Genomic DNA, 19,198 nt, shown 5'->3' on the forward strand with positions numbered 1-19,198 from the left:
ACAAAAATAGTGTTTTAATTCAATTTCAGCTTGCCACAACTTTTAAGCCAATTTCTAAACCTTTGGCAATTGTGTAGTTGATGGCAGCTTCCCGTTCGTTCGGAATTTCGCCTTCCAGTATGGCTTCGCGGATCTGATTTTTGATAATTCCTACCTCGCGGCCTTCTTTTATACCAAAAAGCTCCATAATATCCAGCCCGGTAACCGGCGGCTGCCAGTTTCTGATGCTATCGCGCTCTTCAACATCTTTTAATTTTTGTTGAACAAGCTCAAAATTGTTACGGTATTTTTTAACCTTGTATTCGTTTTTTGTGGTGATGTCTGCTTTACACAACAACATCAGGCCCTCAATGTCATCCCCCGCCTCGAAAAGCAAGCGCCGCACCGCCGAATCTGTCACGATAGATTGCGAGAGTACGATGGGCCTTAAATGCAGCTGTACCAGTTTTTGCACCTGCTTCATTTTTTCGTTAAGCGGCAGCTTTAGCTGGGCAAATATTTTAGGCACCATACGCGCGCCGCGGTCTTCATGACCATGAAATGTCCAGCCGTGGCCGACTTCAAAGCGTTTGGTGGCAGGTTTGGCAATATCATGTAAAATAGCCGCCCAGCGCAACCAAAGGTCGTCGGTGGTTTCGCAAATGTTATCCAGCACCTGCAGGGTATGGTAAAAATTATCCTTGTGGCCTTTGCCGTCGATATAATCAACCCCGTAAAGCCCTGCCATCAGTGGGAATATTTTATGCAGCAAGCCGGTATCAAACAAATAATTAAACCCAATGGAAGGAACTTTTGATAAGATGATCTTATTCAGTTCGTCGGTAATACGCTCCTGCGATATAATGCTGATTCTTTCTACATTATTTTTTATAGCGGTAAGCGCTTCATCATCTATCCTGAAATTAAGCTGTGACGCAAACCTGATGGCACGCATCATACGCAATGGGTCGTCAGAGAAAGTTTCCACCGGATTTAACGGTGTGCGGATCAGTTTTTTTTGCAGATCGGTAATGCCGCCAAAAGGATCAAGCAACTCGCCAAATGATTCCGGGTTAAGAGATATGGCCAACGCGTTAATGGTAAGGTCGCGGCGTTTTTGATCGTCTTCCAGCGTACCATTTTCAACAATAGGCTTGCGCGAATCTCGGCGGTACGATTCTCTGCGGGCGCCCACAAACTCAACCTCCAGGTCCTGGTATTTGAGTGATGCAGTGCCAAAGTTTTTATAAACAGCAACTTTCACCTTCAGCTTAGCGCCTACGGCCTCGGCAAATTCAATCCCGTTACCAATAATTACAATGTCGATATCTTTTGACGGGCGATCCAGAAAAATATCGCGCACAAAGCCACCAATGGCATATACCTGTAGGTTATGCTGCGCGGCAAGTTTTGATATAACAGAAAATACAGGATGCCGCAGGTGATCTTTCATAGTTCTTTAAAATCCTAAACTCTAAAACCTAAATTCTAATTTTTAAAATATCAAGCTATAAGTTTTAAATGCCGAATGAACTGCAAAGGTAATGCTAAAATCTAAACTCTAAATTTTAAACGTTAAAAGCCGTTAGTTACTTGTAGCAGCAGGTTTATTACAGTGATGGATTTCAAACCTGCAGTGCAATAATCTTTTGCATTTTATAAAAAATCAAGAGTGTTGTGTTGCGCAACAGGTGAAACAGGTAAAAATGTCAATTGTCTAATAATCAATAAATTAAGAATTGCCATATTTAAAAAATCGCAACAAAATCGCAACAGCAGGGGGGAAATCAAAAATTGGAGAGCCAAGAAACAAAAAAATGTCGAAAACTCTGGATTTGAGATAGCCGGCATCTTCCCTGCTCTTTTCTGTTGCTTTCGAACGCTCCAGACTTTAAACCCATGGCTACCAGGAATGCTTATTTTCTGATTTTCAAAAACGATCATTTAGCGGCATTAACATTATCTTTGCGCTGTTGCCATACATACAACTTACAACTCATAACATACAACTTTCTCATGCCCACTCTCCGTCAGCTTTTTTTGGCTAATAATGCGCAAACTACCAACTTTCCTTTATTGCTGGAATTTGAACGCGCCGAGGGGATTTATATGTACGACTCGTCCGGGCAGGCTTTTATCGATCTGATATCGGGCATTGGGGTAAGCAGCCTTGGGCATGGCAACCCTTATGTGAAGGAAGCTATTAAACAGCAGGTTGATAAATATATGCACCTGATGGTGTACGGCGAGTTTGTGCAAACACCGCAGGTAATGTTTGCACAGAAACTGGTATCGTTGTTACCGGACAATTTGCAATCAGTTTATTTTACCAATTCGGGTGCCGAGGCGGTGGAGGGCGCGTTGAAATTAGCTAAACGTTTTAGCGGCAGGCAACAGATCATCGCCTGCAACAACTCGTACCACGGCAGTACGCACGGCGCGTTAAGCGTAATGGGTAACGAGGAGTTTAAGCAAGCCTATCGCCCCTTATTGCCGGGTGTGGCTTTCATCAATTTTAACCATGCAGATGACCTGCAATTGATAACTGAACAAACCGCTTGTGTGATTATAGAAACCGTGCAGGGCGAGGCTGGTATCCGTGTACCTGACATCGCCTATATGCAGACCTTGCGCAAGCGCTGCGATGAAACAGGTGCGTTATTGATTTTGGACGAAATTCAGGCGGCATTTGGCCGTACGGGTAAGTTGTTTGCTTTTGAGCACTTTGGCATAGTACCGGATATTTTGTTGCTGGCCAAGGCACTGGGCGGCGGAATGCCGATAGGCGCATTTATCGCATCAACCCAAATCATGGATGCGTTAAAGGATAACCCTATACTTGGCCATATAACCACGTTTGGCGGCCACCCGGTATGCTGCGCTGCGGGCCTGGCTGCATTGGAGGTACTGATTAATGATGACCTTGTACCTGGCGTAGTCCAAAAAGAGGCCCTGTTTCGGAAGCTACTGGTGCACCCAGCTATTAAAGCGGTGCGAGGCAAAGGCCTGATGCTGGCCGTTGAACTGGAAAACTTCGACCTGAATAAAAAAATAATAGACCGCTGTATTGAAAATGGTGTAATAACCGATTGGTTTTTACATTGCAGCAACTCCATGCGCCTGGCGCCGCCGCTTATTATCCAGCCTCACGAGATAGAAAAGGCCTGCGCGGTAATCATCGAAGCCATCGGTTTCTATACCCCTCTAATTTAAGAAAATCCTTCAGAGGTAGTGTCCGGATTCAGCTTAATAACCGGGTTTGCCGGTACTGCTATGTAACTTTTACGCCATCTATATTAAATAATATCTCATAATATTTATTTTTAGTTAAGCTGGTATGGTTTATGCAATTATCATATAGCCGTAGAAAAATGTGCCACAATGGCCTCTATTCTGAAAAATCAGCAAGCAAATGCACTTTTTTGTAGTCATTGAACTAAACAAGTGCCACTATATTGCTGTTTGCTTATAACTACGGGTTTTAATATTTCTATCGAATTATGAAAATCGCTTATATATCAACCTATCCTCCCCGCGAGTGCGGCTTAGCCACATTCAATTACAATTTAATGCGCGCTATCAGCGCCAATTATCCCGACAGGAAATCATTATTGCAAGGCGGCTTTGTTGTAGCGCTTAATGATTCTGAAGACCTGCATGAATACGAATACCCGGATGAAGTAAAGTATGTTATCCGCCAAAACCATCAAAAAGATTATATCCGGGCGGCTAATTACATTAATACCAGCGCCGCAGATGTTTGTATTATGGAGCATGAATTTGGTATTTATGGCGGCGAGAGCGGTATTTACATACTACCATTGATAAACAGGCTGGAGAAACCGCTGATATCAATATTGCACACCATATTAAAAGATCCCAGTTACGTGCAGCGTATCATCATCCGTGAGATTGCCGAGCAGTCATCAAAAATTGTTGTGATGAGCCAGCGTGCAGTGGAATTTTTAACTACTATTTATGAGATCCCTGCGGATAAAATCCAGATAATAGAACATGGCGTGCCCGATGTAGAGGCTTCTGAAGAAAACCCTGTTAAAACACTCAGTTCGTTTAAAAATCACCGGGTGATGCTCACCTTCGGATTAATAAGCCGAAACAAGGGCCTGGAAACCGTGGTGAGGGCCTTGCCTAAAATTGTTGAAAAGCATCCCGATGTTATGTACGTGATATTAGGTAACACCCACCCCGGCGTTATTAAAAACTCGGGCGAGGAATATCGCGACCATCTGAAATCATTGGCAGTGCAGCTTGACGTATCCAAAAACCTGGCCTTCATTAACAAATTTGTTTCTGAAGAGGAACTGGTAGATTACCTTACCGCCTGCGATATTTATGTAACTCCATACCTGAACGAGGCACAAATTACCAGTGGTACCTTATCCTACGCTGTTGGTGCCGGCGCAGCAATAGTATCTACGCCATACTGGCACGCCACCGAACTTTTGGCTGACGGACGCGGCAGGCTTTTCGATTTTAAAAATTCAGATGCACTTGCCGATACTGTAATTGAACTGCTTGACCAGGACAGGGTATTAAAGGAATTGAAAGAGAACACCTATCAATATGGCCTTCACCTGCGCTGGCCGGTAGTTGGGGCCGAATTTATAAAAGCTGCCAAGGAGGCTATTTCACGGTTTGATTTTAGTGATAAAATATTAAAAAACAGCATTGTTGACCCCGAGATATTGCCAAAATTCAGCCTTACACACGTTTTGCGGCTAACTGATGATACGGGTATTGTACAGCATGCCAAATATGGCATCCCTAATTTAAAAGAGGGGTATTGCCTTGATGATAATGCCCGCGCGTTGATTATGGCCTTGATGGCTTACCAGCGCAGCGGAAGCAAAGAGGCTTTTGAGCTGCTGCCTATCTACCTGAGTTATATTCACTATATGCAAACTGATGATGGTAACTTCCGTAATTTTTTGAGTTTTGACAGGCGTTACCTGGACGAGGTTGGTTCTGAAGATTCATTTGGCCGTACCATTTGGTCGTTAGGGCATTTGATAGGTTGTGCTGCCAATAATTCGTATAGGGAATTTGCTCTGGAGATATTTCATAAATCGGTACCCCACTTTGCTGCATTAAAACATTTAAGGGGCATAGCGAATACCATAATTGGGATTAGCCTTTACCTGCGGGCCATCCCCACAGATGATGGTATGATTAAAATTCTGAACGATTTGACCAGGCCGCTTATTGATGCTTTTGAAAATACACAGGCTGATGATTGGCAATGGTTTGAAGATAAAATGACCTACGATAACGCTATACTTCCGCTGGCCTTGTTACACTCTTGCGAGATAACCGGGAACGAGAATGCCAAAAGGATTGCATTGGCCTCGATGGCTTTTTTGGATAAATTAACCTTATCAAATGGTTATTTAAGCCCTGTTGGTAATGATGGCTGGTATCACCGCGGGGGTACGTTCCCAACGTTTGATCAGCAGGCTATTGAAACTATGGCTATGGTGCTGATGCATTTCCAAGCTTACCAGATTTTCAGGGTGCCGCAATATGTGGAGAAAATGTTCCTGTGCTACAAATGGTTCCTGGGCGAAAACACTTTGCGTGCCCCGCTTTATGACCACGAAACCAAGGGCTGTTGCGATGGTTTGCTGCCTGGCGGCATTAACCGTAACCAGGGCGCCGAAAGTACGCTGGCTTACCTGATATCGCATTTGACGGTATTGAAAGCGTTTGAGCTGGAATACGAATACAACAAATACGGGCAGAAACTGGAGGTTTGTTAAATGAGGGTAGCCGTTTTAGCCCCCGTAGCCTGGCGCACACCGCCCAGGCATTACGGCCCCTGGGAACAAATTGCATCAAACATAGCCGAAGGCCTGGTAAAACTGGGCATTGAGGTGACACTGTTTGCCACGGGCGATTCGGTAACTGCCGGTAAACTGGATGCAATTTGTGATACAGGCTACGAGGAAGACCGAAGCCAGGATGCCAAAGTTTTGGAGTGCCTGCACATTAGCAACCTCATGGAGAAGGCAGGTGGGTTTGATATTATCCATAACAATTTTGATTTTTTGCCGCTTACTTATTCCAGGTTGATAAAAACACCTGTTATTACTACGATACACGGTTTTTCGTCGCCGAAAATTATTCCTGTTTATAAAAAGTATAATGATATAGGGCACTATGTTTCTATCAGTAATTCAGACCGCAGCCCCGCGCTGAATTACCTGGCTACTGTTTATAATGGTTTGGATACCCGCGATTTTAAGTTTTACGAACAGCCCGAAGATTATTTGCTATACTTTGGTCGTATTCACCCTGATAAAGGAACTGCTGAAGCTATCGAAATAGCCCGAAAAAGTAAACGCAAGTTATTAATTGCCGGGATCATTCAGGACGGGAATTACTGGCGCGAAAAAGTTGAGCCTTTTTTATCCGACCAGATACAATATATTGGCCATGCCGGGCCGGATAAACGGAGAGATTTGTTAGGCAATGCTGCGGCCCTGTTGCACCCTATTAACTTTAATGAACCCTTTGGTATGAGTGTAGCCGAAGCGATGCTTTGCGGAACGCCCGTTATAGCCTTTAACAAAGGATCGATGCCGGAACTGATTAAAGATGCCGAAACAGGCTTTTTGGTTGATACGGTTGACGAAGCGCTTGAGGCTGTAACCCGGCTGGGTGAAATTAAAAGAGTTGATTGCCGTAATTGGGCAAGCGCCCGGTTTTCAAGCGACAAGATGGTTGCCGATTATTTAAAACTGTATGAGAAGATATTGGGTGGATAATGAAGTAAAAACACAAAGCGGAAGCATCGCGGTACTTTGAGTGCCACACAATACCAAAAAGAGGGTAATTTTTTGCCTGCAGCTATCAACCGGCATCCCTTATCAGTTGGTTTTCCTGGGAAGAATTGCCTGATTCCGGCTGATTAACGTAATCATTTAACGGCCTTATTTTAGTTTCGCCAAGCAGCGGATAGGTGTTTTCTGTGATTTCTTCCTGCTGATGTGGCAAAACCTCGCTTGCACGGGCATAGCTGTAACCTAATTTTTTGTTTTCTTCCTCAATAAAATTGAACAGATCGCCGAGGCATGAATAAACCGACTGCAAATATTTATAGTTGGTTGAGGTAAGGCACTTGCCTACATCTTCGGGGCCTTTGCCCGGCTCACAAAAATTAAGTTTGGTAATAATACCATTAATCAGCTCAACTTCAAATTTGCCCTCATTGTGCCAGGTTAAGCTGTTTTTTATTTCTCTGAAATGGTCCATGGCTTTATAAGTTTTTTATCATATAATAATTTGTAACGTTCAATATACCAATTAAATATACTAAATTATTTATATCAATGGATATGCCAAACAGCTTTTTTTTCGAAAAAGTTTAATAACCTGCCGTATTAAATTGCAGCGGCCATTTTTGCATATGAACTACAGGAAAACAGGGATGGGACGCCAAATAATTCGCTTATTATTTAGGACGGTTTGTCGTTTATAGCAAGCCAATAAAATGACATACAAGCGGATTTATGGGACAATTTATACAGCTTCAACAAACATTTTATAAAATGCCCTGGCGTTAGTTCAGATAAACTTAAGTTTTTAAAACTAAGTTTGGCCGGCCCTGAATTAATTATTCTGTAACTTGCTGTTAATTAACCTGCAGCAATGGCAAAGCATAAATTAGGCAGCCCGGCATTTATAACCGCGGTTTTATTACTAATTGCAAACGATTGGTATTTTAAACAAACATTTCATAACGGCTTAACAGGTAAGCTTTCTGATTTTGCCGGTTTGTTTGCTTTCCCGTTTTTATGGAGTGCTTTATTTCCGCGAAAAGCTAGGCCGGTTTACTTTTTTACCTTACTGTTTTTTATAGTTTGGAAATCGCCTTTAATGCAGCCTGTTATCAATGCACTAAATGGCGCCGGCATCCGAGCTCACCGCACGGTTGATTATACCGATTATATAGCGCTGATTAGCCTGCCACTATCATTTTATCGATTCAATAAACCGGCGGCGTATCAAGTAAGACCTGTAATTTTAAATATGCTGATGGTGTGTTGTTTGATATCTTTTATTGCTACAACCATGCCTCCGGGTACTTATACCAGGTTTAACGATATCAATAAAATTTACACTTTCGATTTTCCTAAGCGCGAACTGGTTTCCAGGATTAATGCCCTGCAACTGGATTACGTTCATGAGGTTAACAAATATGTCCGGGACAATAATAAACTTAGTTATGGCGCACTGTACAAAGATACCGCCAGGATAGACTTTGACAGCAGGAGCAATATTTTCTACTACAGTTCGTCGCTGATTAAAAACAAAAGAGATACTTTGGCCATGCTTATTGATTATGAGCGGGTAAAAGATGCAGATACCATAGTTTTAAAGACGATGTATGCCAACCTGAACATAAGTGGTAACGGTAATACATCGCAGCTAAAACTCTTAAGTCTTAATAATTACGTTCGTAAATCAGAAAAAGGCGACCACAAAGAATTTGCTATTGAGATTTTTGAAAAGTTTACCCTTAAAAAAATCAGTAGAACCTGGCGATAGGATTTATCATTAATCAAAAAACTCCTTAAACGAATCGATGGTGATTTTTTTCCCGGCCGACTCCATGTAGTAAGCAGGTACGGTGTTGTATAACGATGCCCAGCCCGTAAACGTGCTTGGCGGGCCAAAAATATAGTTGCATTCGGCCAGTAAATACAAATCGACAATTGCCGGCCGTTCGGCAATAACTGTTTTGAAACCACTAAACTCGTTAGTGTCAAGTTTTTCCTGTGAACATATAATAAACACGCATTGTTTCCCCGCGAAAAGCTGTTCTGCTTCTTGCATTTTATTTATGTATACCTCATTACTATAAAACCATTTGCCGCCGTTGAAATCTTTATAATCGCCACGCCTGATGTGGACGCCAATCAGGATATCGCCCATGCCGCGAGCCAGGCCAACTTCGTGTTTTATCGCATCCCTGAATTCCTGTTTAGGCGAAAACAGCTTTTTAATTTGAGGCAGATATTTTTTGAAATTAACGTAATCGCGGTAAACCCAACCTTCAGGTATTACAACCCGGTGCTGCGCTAATTTTACAAATTCGGGGCTGTTGATATCGTATTGTGAAAGTTTCAGGTCGTTTTCGGGGATGGAATGAAAGATAATGCCTGGTAGTTTTATCCCGAATTTTAGCGTGAGCGCATGAAGTTTATTTAAAATTTTGTTTAAAGCTTTTTGCTTTATTCCAGGGCTTGTAAAAGCTACCCTGGGTTCATGATCACCAACGGCCGTAAACAAGTCATGATACTCCGGGAAACAGGCTACAAGCAACGAATAGTTGTATGCCTTGCTGTTGGCAATAAAGTAGGATAAAAAGTGCAGCCTGTTGGCCAATTGGCCGTTAATCCGTTTAATAATAACCACTTAATTGCACTTTATTTAAATTTAAGCTGTTAAATTAATATTATTTAAACGGATAACAAAAGCAGCCTTATTCGCTTTGATCTTCCTTCAATTTATTCAATAGTTCCTGCAGGCAAACTTCTGCAAACGCGGTCGACGAATCGGACACACCATAAGGTATTATCAATTTTTCATTATGAATTATTGCCCCGCAGGAATATAGCACATTGGGCACGTAGCCTTCACGTTCATCACTGTTAGGGATAAGCAAAGGCTCGCGCAGGCGGCCTATTTCAATGGCAGGGTCGTCAAGTTTTAATAAGCTGGCGCCCAGTACATAGCGGCGCATAGGGCCTACGCCGTGGGTTATCATCAGCCAGCCATCTTTGGTTTCAATAGGCGATCCGCAGTTACCTATCTGTACAAACTCCCAGCTAAAGCGCGGCTGTTGCAGCATAATTGGCTTTTCCCATATATTGATTTTATCGGCATACATGATGTAATTATTACAACCATCAATACGCGAAATCATTACAAACTTGCCATTCACCTTACGCGGAAACAAAGCCAGGTTTTTATTTTGGGCTCCCGCGCCGTATAAGGGCATTATTTTAAAACTATAAAAATCGGTTGTTTGCAGCAATTTGGGCATAATAAGCGCGCCATCATACGCTGTATACGTTGCATAGTAAACCGAAGTATCATCATCGTTTCTGAACTGTACAAAACGTGCATCCTCAATGCCTTTACGCTCGTACTCCGATATCGGGAATATTACCCTGTCGGAAATATCGGTATCCAGCGAAAAAACAATCTCGTAGTAGGAGTCGGCCAGCCATAGTACCTTGTCGTATTCCAGCTTCTTCATATCGCTTTCCTGCAATTTTTGCGAATCGATAATAATGCGGCGCAGGTTGGCATACTCAAAATGATGGTCGAGCTTGGATTCCAGTTCGTGTAAAACGTCAATATTAATTTGGGTAATGGCCGCCTTATCAAAAAACAGCTTTTTATTGTATACCGCATTCCTCACAATTTCAGCTTCGTCAATATAGCTGCCGGCCGGCAAAATGGTAATGTTATTATATTTATCTATCATTCCCCGGCGAAAGGTGATAGATGAAATATGTCCTTCGCCCACAGCCCTGAAACTAATAATCACCCTGCGTTGCCCGTCTTCCAACTCGCTCTGGTCCGGATCTTCAACAATAGAAGGGTTAAAAAAGGCAGCAGATTCTATGGAATACTCATGCGTAAAGTAGGAGCCTATGAGCAGCTTGCGGTTAATTGTTAACGTGTCGTAATCAATATTCAGCTCTAAAAAAAGCGGCTTTAATTTGCTGCAATGCCTGTTTAAAACGCGGGTTATGTTACGGTGCCGTTTGGAGTATTCCTGTAACAAGGGGGATACTATACCAAAGGCTACCTCCTCACTTATTTGCATAACCCGTTCAATTACTTCTTTTGCACGATCGTTCCCATTAAAAAAGAATCTGGCAATAACACGTTTGGGATCTGGATTAACTCTTATTGGTTTTCGTTCGATGGAAAGTCTCATATATACAATAGTAGTATTTATTTGGTAACACTATTAAGCAGAAATTGATTTAGCTATTTTTTAAAATAGAATCAAGAGTCAAGAATCAAGAGTTAAGACAGCATTGGTTTAAGTAACTCAATCAAATATAAATTTTGTCTTGGTTCTTGACTCTTGGTTCTGATATTTTTTAAAAAAAGAAGCAAGAATTCAAGAGTTAAGACAGCATTGGTTTATGTAATCCAATCAAATATAAATTTTGTCTTGGCTCTTGATTCTTGACTCTTGATTCTGATTCTTAACTCTTGATTCTATTTTACTAAATTGCGCACTTATGAATGTTTTGATTGTTGAAGACGAAAAGGGCTTAGCCCTTGAAGTTGATGAATTTTTAAGCCACGAGGGGTTTACTGTTGAACATGCGCGGACTAAAAAATCGGCCGAGGAAAAAATTTTTGTTAATAATTACGATTTTATCCTGCTTGATCTTGGTTTGCCTGATGGTGATGGTTTCGACCTGTTAAAAATGCTGAAAGGGCTTGATAAACGCGAGGATGCGGTTATTATCCTAACTGCCCGCGGCGCTGTTGACGACCGGGTATCCGGCCTGGAGCAGGGCGCCGATGATTACCTGGCTAAACCGTTTTCGTTAAGTGAACTGCTGGCCCGGATGCACGCCATTACCCGCCGCAAACACAGGCTGGAGAGTAACGACATCAGTATTAAAGGCCTTAAAATAAATATTCAAAACCGCACGGTAATGTTTAACGACGACCGCATAAACCTCACCAAAAAGGAATTTGAAATTTTGAACTATTTAGTGCTCAATAAAAACAGGGTGATATCCCGTACTAATCTTACCGAACATGTTTGGGGCGATGTGCTCGAAATAAACAGCGATTCGAATTTTGTTGACGTACACGTAAAAAATCTGCGCAAAAAGCTGTCGCAATATATTCCTATTGATTGGTTTGAAACGGTACGCAGTATAGGTTACCGCATCAATATTTAAACAACCGCCAATGAAACTACAGGTAAAGCTGGCCCTGTATAATACTTTAACCAAGGTAGCTATCATCCTGTTTACAGGGTTGCTCATCCTGTTGTCTATCGAGAAGATCTCTTATAACCATATTGAATTGCGGCTGCAGAATGACGAGCGGGAAATATTAAGAAGCCTGTCGTCCAAAGAAATCAGCGGATATTTAAGCACTCAAAAAATTTATACCGATTATAATATCCTTAAGGAGGAGTTTATCTTAATTAAACCGGTAGAATATAAACCCGATGTAGCCCCCAACGGAGAATTTACCACCCAGCAACGCGAAATTGACCACAATACGCAGGATTATCGTGTGCTATCACACCAGTTTAATTTTAACAACCATGCCTACATGTTGGAAGTGGGGGTGGCTATTGAATCGGTTGAAGAATTAAAATCCATTATCAAAAAGTTCACTATTGTGGTGTTGATTATAGCGCTGGTTTTAACCCTGGTAAGCGATCTTGTGTTTACCAAATTCCTGCTGGCACCTTTTTACCAGATCATCGACCGGAAATTGATTAAGGTGAACGATCCGATGAATTTTGATTATGAAAAAATAAAGACCACCACACAGGATTTTGAACTGCTGGACGACAGTATAAGTTCGCTCATGAAAAAGATCTCGAACCTTTTCATCCTCGAAAAACAATTTATTGCCAATGTATCGCATGAATTGCTTACGCCGATATCCATCATCAGTTCAAGACTGGAGAATATTTTATTGCACGAGGAGTTAAGCGAGGGCAGCGAAAACAAAATGCATGCTTCGCTAAAAACACTTAACCGGCTTAAATCTATCATCAATAGTTTGCTGCTGATATCCAAAGTTGAAAACAACCAGTATGATAAAGCGGATATGGTAATGATTGCGGCCGTAGTTATGGAGATACGGGAGGAACTGGAAGACCGTATTGACGAAAAGCGGCTGACGTTTATCAATAATCTCAAATATATTTACAGCATACAAGGCAACCGGCCGCTTATGCATACGCTGCTGTTTAACATTATCAACAATTCGATAAAATACAACAATCCGGGCGGTAGCATCACCATTTCTGACGAGCTTAACGACGATGTTTATACCATCACTATTGCCGATACCGGGGCAGGAATGGAAAAAAAGCAAATAGAAAACGCCTTTAATCGTTTTGAAAAGCTGGATACCGATGAAAAAGAGAGCTATGGTTTAGGCTTAGCCATAGTTAAAAGTATTACCACCTTTCACGGCATTAAAATCAGGATAAATTCTACAAAAGGCGAGGGTACATCAATAACGCTGATATTTAATACACCTATCCCGGTTCAATAACTTATACCATTTTATTCCTCCTGGCCAGGTAGGTTTTTAGCATGGTGTGGTAGCCCTCATTAATATCAACATCAACAAGGTCAATGTGGTATTGGGCGCATTTAAGTTCAAGTTGGTGACGATATTCGGTTAACGATGCTTTGTAAGCATCCTTTACTTTGCCAGGATGTACCTTTATTTCGGCACCGCTTTCCATATCAATAAAATGGTGCGGGCGGTTATCAAAATTAAAATCGAGTTCTTTGTGCTTATCGCTGATGTTAAAAATGATCACTTCGTGTTTGCTAAATTTCAGGTGCTGAACAGCTGCAAACAAGGCCTGTACTTTGTCGGGATTAAGGCTATTCTCCAGCATATCGCTGAAAATAATGACCATGGATCGTTGATGAATCTCGTTGGCAACATGGTGCAATACCTGTGTTATATTGGTAACTGTGTTGGCTTTCGGATTATTATAAGCTTTCTCCAGTTCGGCGTATAAATGAAACAGGTGTGTTGTAGTTGATTTTGCCGAACTCAGCCAATCTACCTTGTCCGAAAAAAGGCACAGGCCAAATGCATCCCGTTGTTTTTTAAACAAATGCATTAATGATGCAATGGCATAGATAGAAAACTGCAGCTTGCTGGTCTCTTTTTCGGGGAAGTTCATGGATGATGAGGTATCCAGCAGCAGGTAACAACGCAAGTTGGTTTCCTCCTCAAATTGTTTTACAAACAGCTTATCGGTACGGGCTAATAATTTCCAGTCGATGTTTTTTACCGATTCGCCGTTGTTGTATAAACGGTGCTCGGCAAACTCAACCGAAAAGCCATGGAAAGGGCTTTGGTGCAGGCCGGTTATAAAACCTTCAACTACCTGGCGGGCCAACAGTTCAAGGTTGGCCAACTGCCGTATTTGCTGATCGTCGTTTAATTTGGGCATAGGGCTAATATAGGGCATAAAAAAAGCGTTGCCAACATTAGCAACGCTTTTTAAAGTAAAATATGGTGAATTAAGCTGTTGATAAACTTAATTTATGCCTGTACGGATTAAGCTAATTGCTTAGCTAATTTATCAGTTAATACTGATTTTGGAACTGCACCAATTTGTTTATCCACAATTTCGCCATTTTTAAAGAATAATAAAGCAGGAATATTACGGATACCGAATTTTACAGATATACCTGGGTTGTTGTCGACATCAACTTTACCAACAACAGCTCTGCCTTCGTATTCTTTTGCAATATCTTCAACTACCGGACCAACCATCCTACACGGACCGCACCATTCAGCCCAAAAGTCAATAAGTACGGGTTTGTCTGATTTAAGGACAAGTTCGTCAAAGTTTGCATCAGTTATTTCTAAAGCCATGATTTCTATTTTTTAATAATTTGTTGTACAAATATATACTATTCAAATAGCTTGCCACAAACCATACCTGACAATGTGACAATTATATTGATATAAGTTATCCACTTAACGCTGGCGTGACTGTAAGTTTTTAACAAGGGTTACTTTTAATGAATTTTTGGTATTAATAAGTAATAAACCTTTACTCATATGTTCGTTTTTATTATCCCGCTGATTCTTACTCTTTTGCCACTCATCTTTCAGGTTAAACTATCTGGAATGAGGATAAAAGATAAAGTTAAGCTGCCGCTGTATGCCATTACATTAATGTCCTTCGCGCTGGTTGTTATATTATCATTTTTCGCGTTTATCATTTCAATGTGGGGGCTGCCTCCAAATATAAAATGTGCCGTTGGTTGTACCGGCTTTTTAGGTTTGGGATTCCTTCAATTTTTTATTACGACACCTATAATTGCCATTGTAAGTTATTTAAGATACGCCAGTGCTCATAAAACTGAAGCTACTATAACGTTATGATTATCATCATACTGTTAATAGCAGCGCCAACGTTGCAGATCATAGCGTCAATATTAAGGATAACAGGCCATATAGGTGTGCCTATTGGTGGCATCATGTTCCTGGCATTTTTTATAGGTGTTGTTTTTTCCTTTGTTGCTATGAATACTGTTGAACTTCCCTCTTCTCCCACTGGAGTTAGGTGCGGTATGCCGCAGTTTGCAGTTCTGTGTGGTAGTTTTTTCTTGCAGGTTATTACGGCGCCGTTAATCGCGGTAATTAGCTACATCGTATATCGGTTTAAAAAACAGAATGAGAATAGGCTGGAGACTTCTTAATATTTTCGGTCCCTGGGCCTGGGCCATTCCAACATTTAAAATCTATCATTCTACCCCAACAAAGGCTGCGTATTCGTAATATTAAATATGCCCTCAATCAAATCATCGCTGGGGTTTACTTTAAAGTTTTTGGATGATAGCTCCACGTGCATGGCTTCTTCGCGGTTATTAATCTTGAAGCGCAGCTTGCAGTTTTTTACCGGGTATTTCTGGTTGTTTTCGTCGATGATGTGTTGTATATCGTCCAGTAATTTGCTGCTAAGCATGCTCACGTCGATACAAACTGTTAACGATTTGGTGAGCTTGTCGCGCATTTCAGACAGTAAATCCATCACAAGGATGCGCAGGTCCCAGTTGTCCTTTTGCCTGAATTTTTCTTCGATAGTGCCTTTGATGTGTAAAAAATAACCGTCCATCATCATGTTGCGGAACTTTACATAATCATCGCCAAACAACGCAAACTCGTACGATTCATTGTAGTCCTCCAACACGAAAGTGCCAAAGGGCTTACCGGTTTTAGTTATTTTATGCTGAACATTGCCCACCAGGCCGCCTATGCGGATCTCGCCGCGTTTACGTAATTCGTTAAAGGCGCCCATGATCTCTTCGCCACCTTCTCCCGATCGTGCTTTTTGCATCAGTTTCAAATCGCTGATGGTGCTGTTGCAAAAGCGGTCAAGTTCTACCTTATAGTTATCCAGCGGGTGGCCGGTAAGGTAAATGCCGATCACTGTTTTTTCATATTTCAGTTTCTCTATCAACGGCCATTCTTCAGCCTCGGGCATGGCTGGTTCAGGCACATACGATGCTACCGAACCGCCGAATAATGACGATTGCGAGCTGCTTTGTACATTCTGGTAATCATTGGCGTATTTGGTAAGGCGTTCAATACCTGTTAATACACCAACATCTGTTTTAGCAAAAAACTGGGCGCGGTTATAGCCAAATTCATCAAAGGCACCACCGTAAACCAGGTTCTCGTATGATTTGCGGTTTACACTGCGGGTGTTTGACCGGCGTGCAAAATCATACACAGAAGTGTAAGCACCGTTGGCAACACGTTCATCAATAATACTCTCCACCGCTTTATCGCCTACACCTTTTACGCCGGTTAATCCAAAACGTACCTGGCCTTTTTTGTTTACCGCAAATGCCATGTCAGACTCATTGATATCCGGGCCTAAAACCTCTACACCCATCCTGCGGCACTCCTCCATAAAAAAGGTAATCTTTTCCATGTTGTTCTGGTTGTTTAAAACCGCTGCCATGTACTCAGATGGATAGTGCGCCTTTAAATAAGCCGTTTGGTAGGCCACAAAGGCGTAACAGGTAGAGTGCGATTTATTGAAAGCGTACTGCGCAAAAGCCTTCCAGTCGGTCCATATTTTGGTCAGTTTATCTTTGGGGTGGCCTTTGGCTATGGCGCCATCCATAAACTGGGCTTCCATCTTATTGAGTATCTCAATTTGCTTTTTACCCATCGCCTTACGCAAAACGTCGGCATCGCCTTTACTAAAGCCTGCCAGTTTTTGCGATAAAAGCATCACCTGCTCCTGGTATACGGTAATACCATAGGTTTCGCCCAGGTATTCCTCCATGTCGGGCAAATCGAACACAATAGGCTCCCTGCCGTGTTTACGGGCAATAAAGTTGGGTATATACTCAATTGGTCCTGGGCGATATAGGGCGTTCATGGCAATTAAATCCTCAAACTTATCGGGCTTAAGCTCGCGCAGGTACATTTGCATGCCGTCACTTTCAAATTGGAAAGTACCATTGGTGTCGCCGCGCTGGTAAAGCTCATAAGTTTGCAAATCATCAAGCGGGATGTAATCAATATCGATGTGTACACCATGGTTTTGCCTGATCATCCGCAGTGCGTCCTTAATAATGGTAAGGGTTTTAAGGCCCAAAAAGTCCATCTTAATTACACCGGCATCTTCAATTACACGGCCATCATATTGGGTAACCAGCAAATCAGAGTCTTTTGCAACGGCTACCGGAACAATATCAGTTAAATCATAAGGGGCAATGATGATGCCCGCCGCGTGTACGCCGGTATTACGTACCGAGCCTTCCAGCTTGGCAGCTTCGCGCAGTACCTGGCTGCGCAGGTCGTTGCCATTTAATATTTCTTTAAGCTCGGGTACCTGTTCAATGGCATCTTTAAGGGTAATGCCCAGGGTATCAGGTACCAGCTTTTTAATTAAGTTCATTTCGGATAGGGGCATATCCAATACGCGGCCCACATCCTGGATACTGGTACGGGCAGCCATCGATCCATAGGTGATAATTTGTGCTACCTGGTTTTTACCATACTTATCTACCACGTAATCAATAACTTTTTGGCGGCCGGCATCGTCAAAATCCGTATCAATATCGGGCATCGATTTACGGTCGGGGTTCAGGAACCTCTCAAACAGGAGGTTGTACTTCATCGGGTCGATATTGGTTATCCCGGTACAATAAGCCACGACTGATCCTGCCGCCGAACCACGGCCAGGGCCAATAAATACGCCCATATCGCGCCCGGCCTTTATAAAGTCGGCCACAATTAAAAAGTAGCCTGCAAAGCCCATCGTTCTGATGGTGAACAGCTCAAAATTGATACGCTCCTCAGTTTCGGGCGATATATCAATGTAACGTTCCTTGGCGCCCATAAAGGTAAGGTGCTTCAGGTATTCCCATTGGTTCAGCGTATCGGCATCGCCGGTATTGTGAATTTTAAATTCGTCTGGTATTACGTAATTAGGTAACAGGATATCCCGCTTCAGCTTCAGCACCTCTACCTTGTCCACAATCTCGTTGGTGTTATCCAATGATTCGGGCAGGTCGTTAAACAGGTGGCTCATTTCCTGCTGGGTTTTAAAATAAAACTGATCATTAGGGAAACCAAAACGATAGCCACGGCCGCCTTCCTCGTCGGTAGCTATAGGGGTGCTTTGCATATCACCGGTGTTTACGCAAAGCAAAATATCATGAGCGTTGGAGTCCTGCTGATCTACATAATGTGAATCATTGGAGCAAATTACTTTCACATTATACTTTTTGGCGTACTCCAGCAATACTTTGTTCACCGTATTTTGGTCGGGAATATCGTGGCGCTGCAGTTCGATGTAAAAATCTTCGCCAAACAAATCAAGCCACCATTTAAACTCGGCTTCGGCCGCTTCGGGGGTATCCCTTAATATGGCCTGGGGTACCGATGCCCCAATGCAGCAGGTTGTAGCAATAATGCCTTTGTGGTGCTTTAAAATCAGCTCTTTATCAATACGGGGCCATTTGCTGTACAGGCCTTCCATGTAGCCGTATGAACATAGCTTAACCAGGTTTTTGTAACCTTCGGGATTTTTGGCCAGCATCAGCTGGTGGCGGCGAATGTCTTTCTTTTCCTTTGTAAAGGTTTTTTTATGCCTGTCTTCTACCACGTAAAACTCGCAGCCAACAATGGGTTTTACATTGTGTTTACCAGCTTCGGCCACAAACTTAAATACACCAAACATGTTTCCATGATCGGTAATGGCCAGGGCTTTCATCCCATCAGCTGCGGCCTTTTTGTATAATTTAGAGATGTCGGCGGCACCATCAAGTAACGAGAACTGGGTATGAACGTGTAAGTGAGAAAAATCTGGCATATTAAATCCGTTTCAACAAAATCTGTAGAAATACAAAGTTATTAAAAAACAAGTTCGCGGGGTTGAGTGTTGAAAAAAGAGCCTCACCCTGCC

At 42.3% G+C, this 19,198-nt stretch carries 16 protein-coding genes; 8 read left to right on the plus strand and 8 right to left on the minus strand.

Annotated features, from left to right (window positions below; genetic code table 11):
• Positions 1-25: 25 nt before the first annotated feature.
• On the minus strand, positions 26-1,432 hold the full coding sequence (locus AC1DXF_RS08740) for a CCA tRNA nucleotidyltransferase (RefSeq protein ID WP_477447925.1): 1,407 nt from the start codon (positions 1,430-1,432) through the stop codon (positions 26-28).
• Positions 1,433-1,635: 203 nt separating this feature from the next.
• Positions 1,636-1,923, minus strand: a complete 288-nt coding sequence (locus tag AC1DXF_RS08745; RefSeq protein ID WP_477447926.1) for a hypothetical protein — start codon at positions 1,921-1,923, stop codon at positions 1,636-1,638.
• A 72-nt stretch (positions 1,924-1,995) separates the two neighbouring features.
• On the opposite strand from AC1DXF_RS08745, the gene AC1DXF_RS08750 reads away from it, so the two are divergent.
• The 3 genes from AC1DXF_RS08750 to AC1DXF_RS08760 all read left to right on the plus strand — a co-directional run bounded on the left by AC1DXF_RS08750 (position 1,996) and on the right by AC1DXF_RS08760 (position 6,764).
• On the plus strand, positions 1,996-3,192 hold the full coding sequence (locus AC1DXF_RS08750) for an aspartate aminotransferase family protein (RefSeq protein WP_477447927.1): 1,197 nt from the start codon (positions 1,996-1,998) through the stop codon (positions 3,190-3,192).
• Between the two features lie 287 nt (positions 3,193-3,479).
• Positions 3,480-5,756 carry a glycosyltransferase family 4 protein gene (locus AC1DXF_RS08755; protein ID WP_477447928.1) on the plus strand — a complete coding sequence of 759 codons (2,277 nt, stop codon included), beginning with the start codon at positions 3,480-3,482 and terminating at the stop codon, positions 5,754-5,756.
• Entirely contained in the window at positions 5,757-6,764 is a 1,008-nt protein-coding gene (locus tag AC1DXF_RS08760; RefSeq protein WP_477447929.1) for a glycosyltransferase family 4 protein, read from the plus strand.
• Between the two features lie 85 nt (positions 6,765-6,849).
• On the opposite strand, the gene AC1DXF_RS08765 is transcribed toward AC1DXF_RS08760, so the two are convergent.
• On the minus strand, positions 6,850-7,251 hold the full coding sequence (locus AC1DXF_RS08765; RefSeq protein WP_477447930.1) for a hypothetical protein: 402 nt from the start codon (positions 7,249-7,251) through the stop codon (positions 6,850-6,852).
• Between the two features lie 396 nt (positions 7,252-7,647).
• On the opposite strand from AC1DXF_RS08765, the gene AC1DXF_RS08770 reads away from it, so the two are divergent.
• Positions 7,648-8,547 (plus strand): hypothetical protein, encoded by a 900-nt coding sequence (locus AC1DXF_RS08770; protein ID WP_477447931.1) that lies wholly within the window; start codon positions 7,648-7,650, stop codon positions 8,545-8,547.
• Between the two features lie 9 nt (positions 8,548-8,556).
• On the opposite strand, the gene AC1DXF_RS08775 is transcribed toward AC1DXF_RS08770, so the two are convergent.
• Together AC1DXF_RS08775 and AC1DXF_RS08780 are read right to left on the minus strand one after the other, a co-directional pair.
• Positions 8,557-9,417 carry an alpha-1,2-fucosyltransferase gene (locus AC1DXF_RS08775; protein ID WP_477447932.1) on the minus strand — a complete coding sequence of 287 codons (861 nt, stop codon included), beginning with the start codon at positions 9,415-9,417 and terminating at the stop codon, positions 8,557-8,559.
• A 67-nt stretch (positions 9,418-9,484) separates the two neighbouring features.
• A complete protein-coding gene (locus AC1DXF_RS08780; protein ID WP_477447933.1) occupies positions 9,485-10,954 on the minus strand; it encodes a glycoside hydrolase family 130 protein in 1,470 nt (489 codons plus the stop codon).
• 313 nt (positions 10,955-11,267) lie between these two features.
• Here AC1DXF_RS08780 and AC1DXF_RS08785 point away from each other — a divergent pair, with 313 nt between their 5' ends.
• Together AC1DXF_RS08785 and AC1DXF_RS08790 are read left to right on the plus strand one after the other, a co-directional pair.
• Entirely contained in the window at positions 11,268-11,945 is a 678-nt protein-coding gene (locus tag AC1DXF_RS08785; RefSeq protein WP_477447934.1) for a response regulator transcription factor, read from the plus strand.
• Positions 11,946-11,955: 10 nt separating this feature from the next.
• A complete protein-coding gene (locus tag AC1DXF_RS08790; RefSeq protein WP_477447935.1) occupies positions 11,956-13,287 on the plus strand; it encodes a sensor histidine kinase in 1,332 nt (443 codons plus the stop codon).
• A 1-nt stretch (position 13,288) separates the two neighbouring features.
• Here the strand turns inward: AC1DXF_RS08790 and AC1DXF_RS08795 are convergent, their stop codons facing one another.
• The gene (locus AC1DXF_RS08795) at positions 13,289-14,209 is read right to left on the minus strand and encodes a DUF58 domain-containing protein (protein WP_477447936.1); all 921 of its coding nucleotides are present in this window, start codon (positions 14,207-14,209) and stop codon (positions 13,289-13,291) included.
• A 107-nt stretch (positions 14,210-14,316) separates the two neighbouring features.
• Entirely contained in the window at positions 14,317-14,637 is a 321-nt protein-coding gene (gene trxA / locus AC1DXF_RS08800) for a thioredoxin (RefSeq protein WP_090651316.1), read from the minus strand.
• 189 nt (positions 14,638-14,826) lie between these two features.
• On the opposite strand from trxA, the gene AC1DXF_RS08805 reads away from it, so the two are divergent.
• Positions 14,827-15,153, plus strand: coding sequence for a hypothetical protein (locus AC1DXF_RS08805; RefSeq protein WP_477447937.1), 327 nt, complete (start codon positions 14,827-14,829; stop codon positions 15,151-15,153).
• A complete protein-coding gene (locus AC1DXF_RS08810; protein WP_477447938.1) occupies positions 15,150-15,470 on the plus strand; it encodes a hypothetical protein in 321 nt (106 codons plus the stop codon). Before AC1DXF_RS08805 ends, AC1DXF_RS08810 begins: the two co-directional genes overlap by 4 nt.
• A gap of 50 nt (positions 15,471-15,520) precedes the next feature.
• On the opposite strand, the gene dnaE is transcribed toward AC1DXF_RS08810, so the two are convergent.
• Positions 15,521-19,105 (minus strand): DNA polymerase III subunit alpha, encoded by a 3,585-nt coding sequence (dnaE, locus tag AC1DXF_RS08815; protein ID WP_477447939.1) that lies wholly within the window; start codon positions 19,103-19,105, stop codon positions 15,521-15,523.
• Between the last annotated feature and the right edge of the window lie 93 nt (positions 19,106-19,198).

The sequence above is a fragment of the Mucilaginibacter sp. P2_A5 genome (assembly GCF_056404995.1).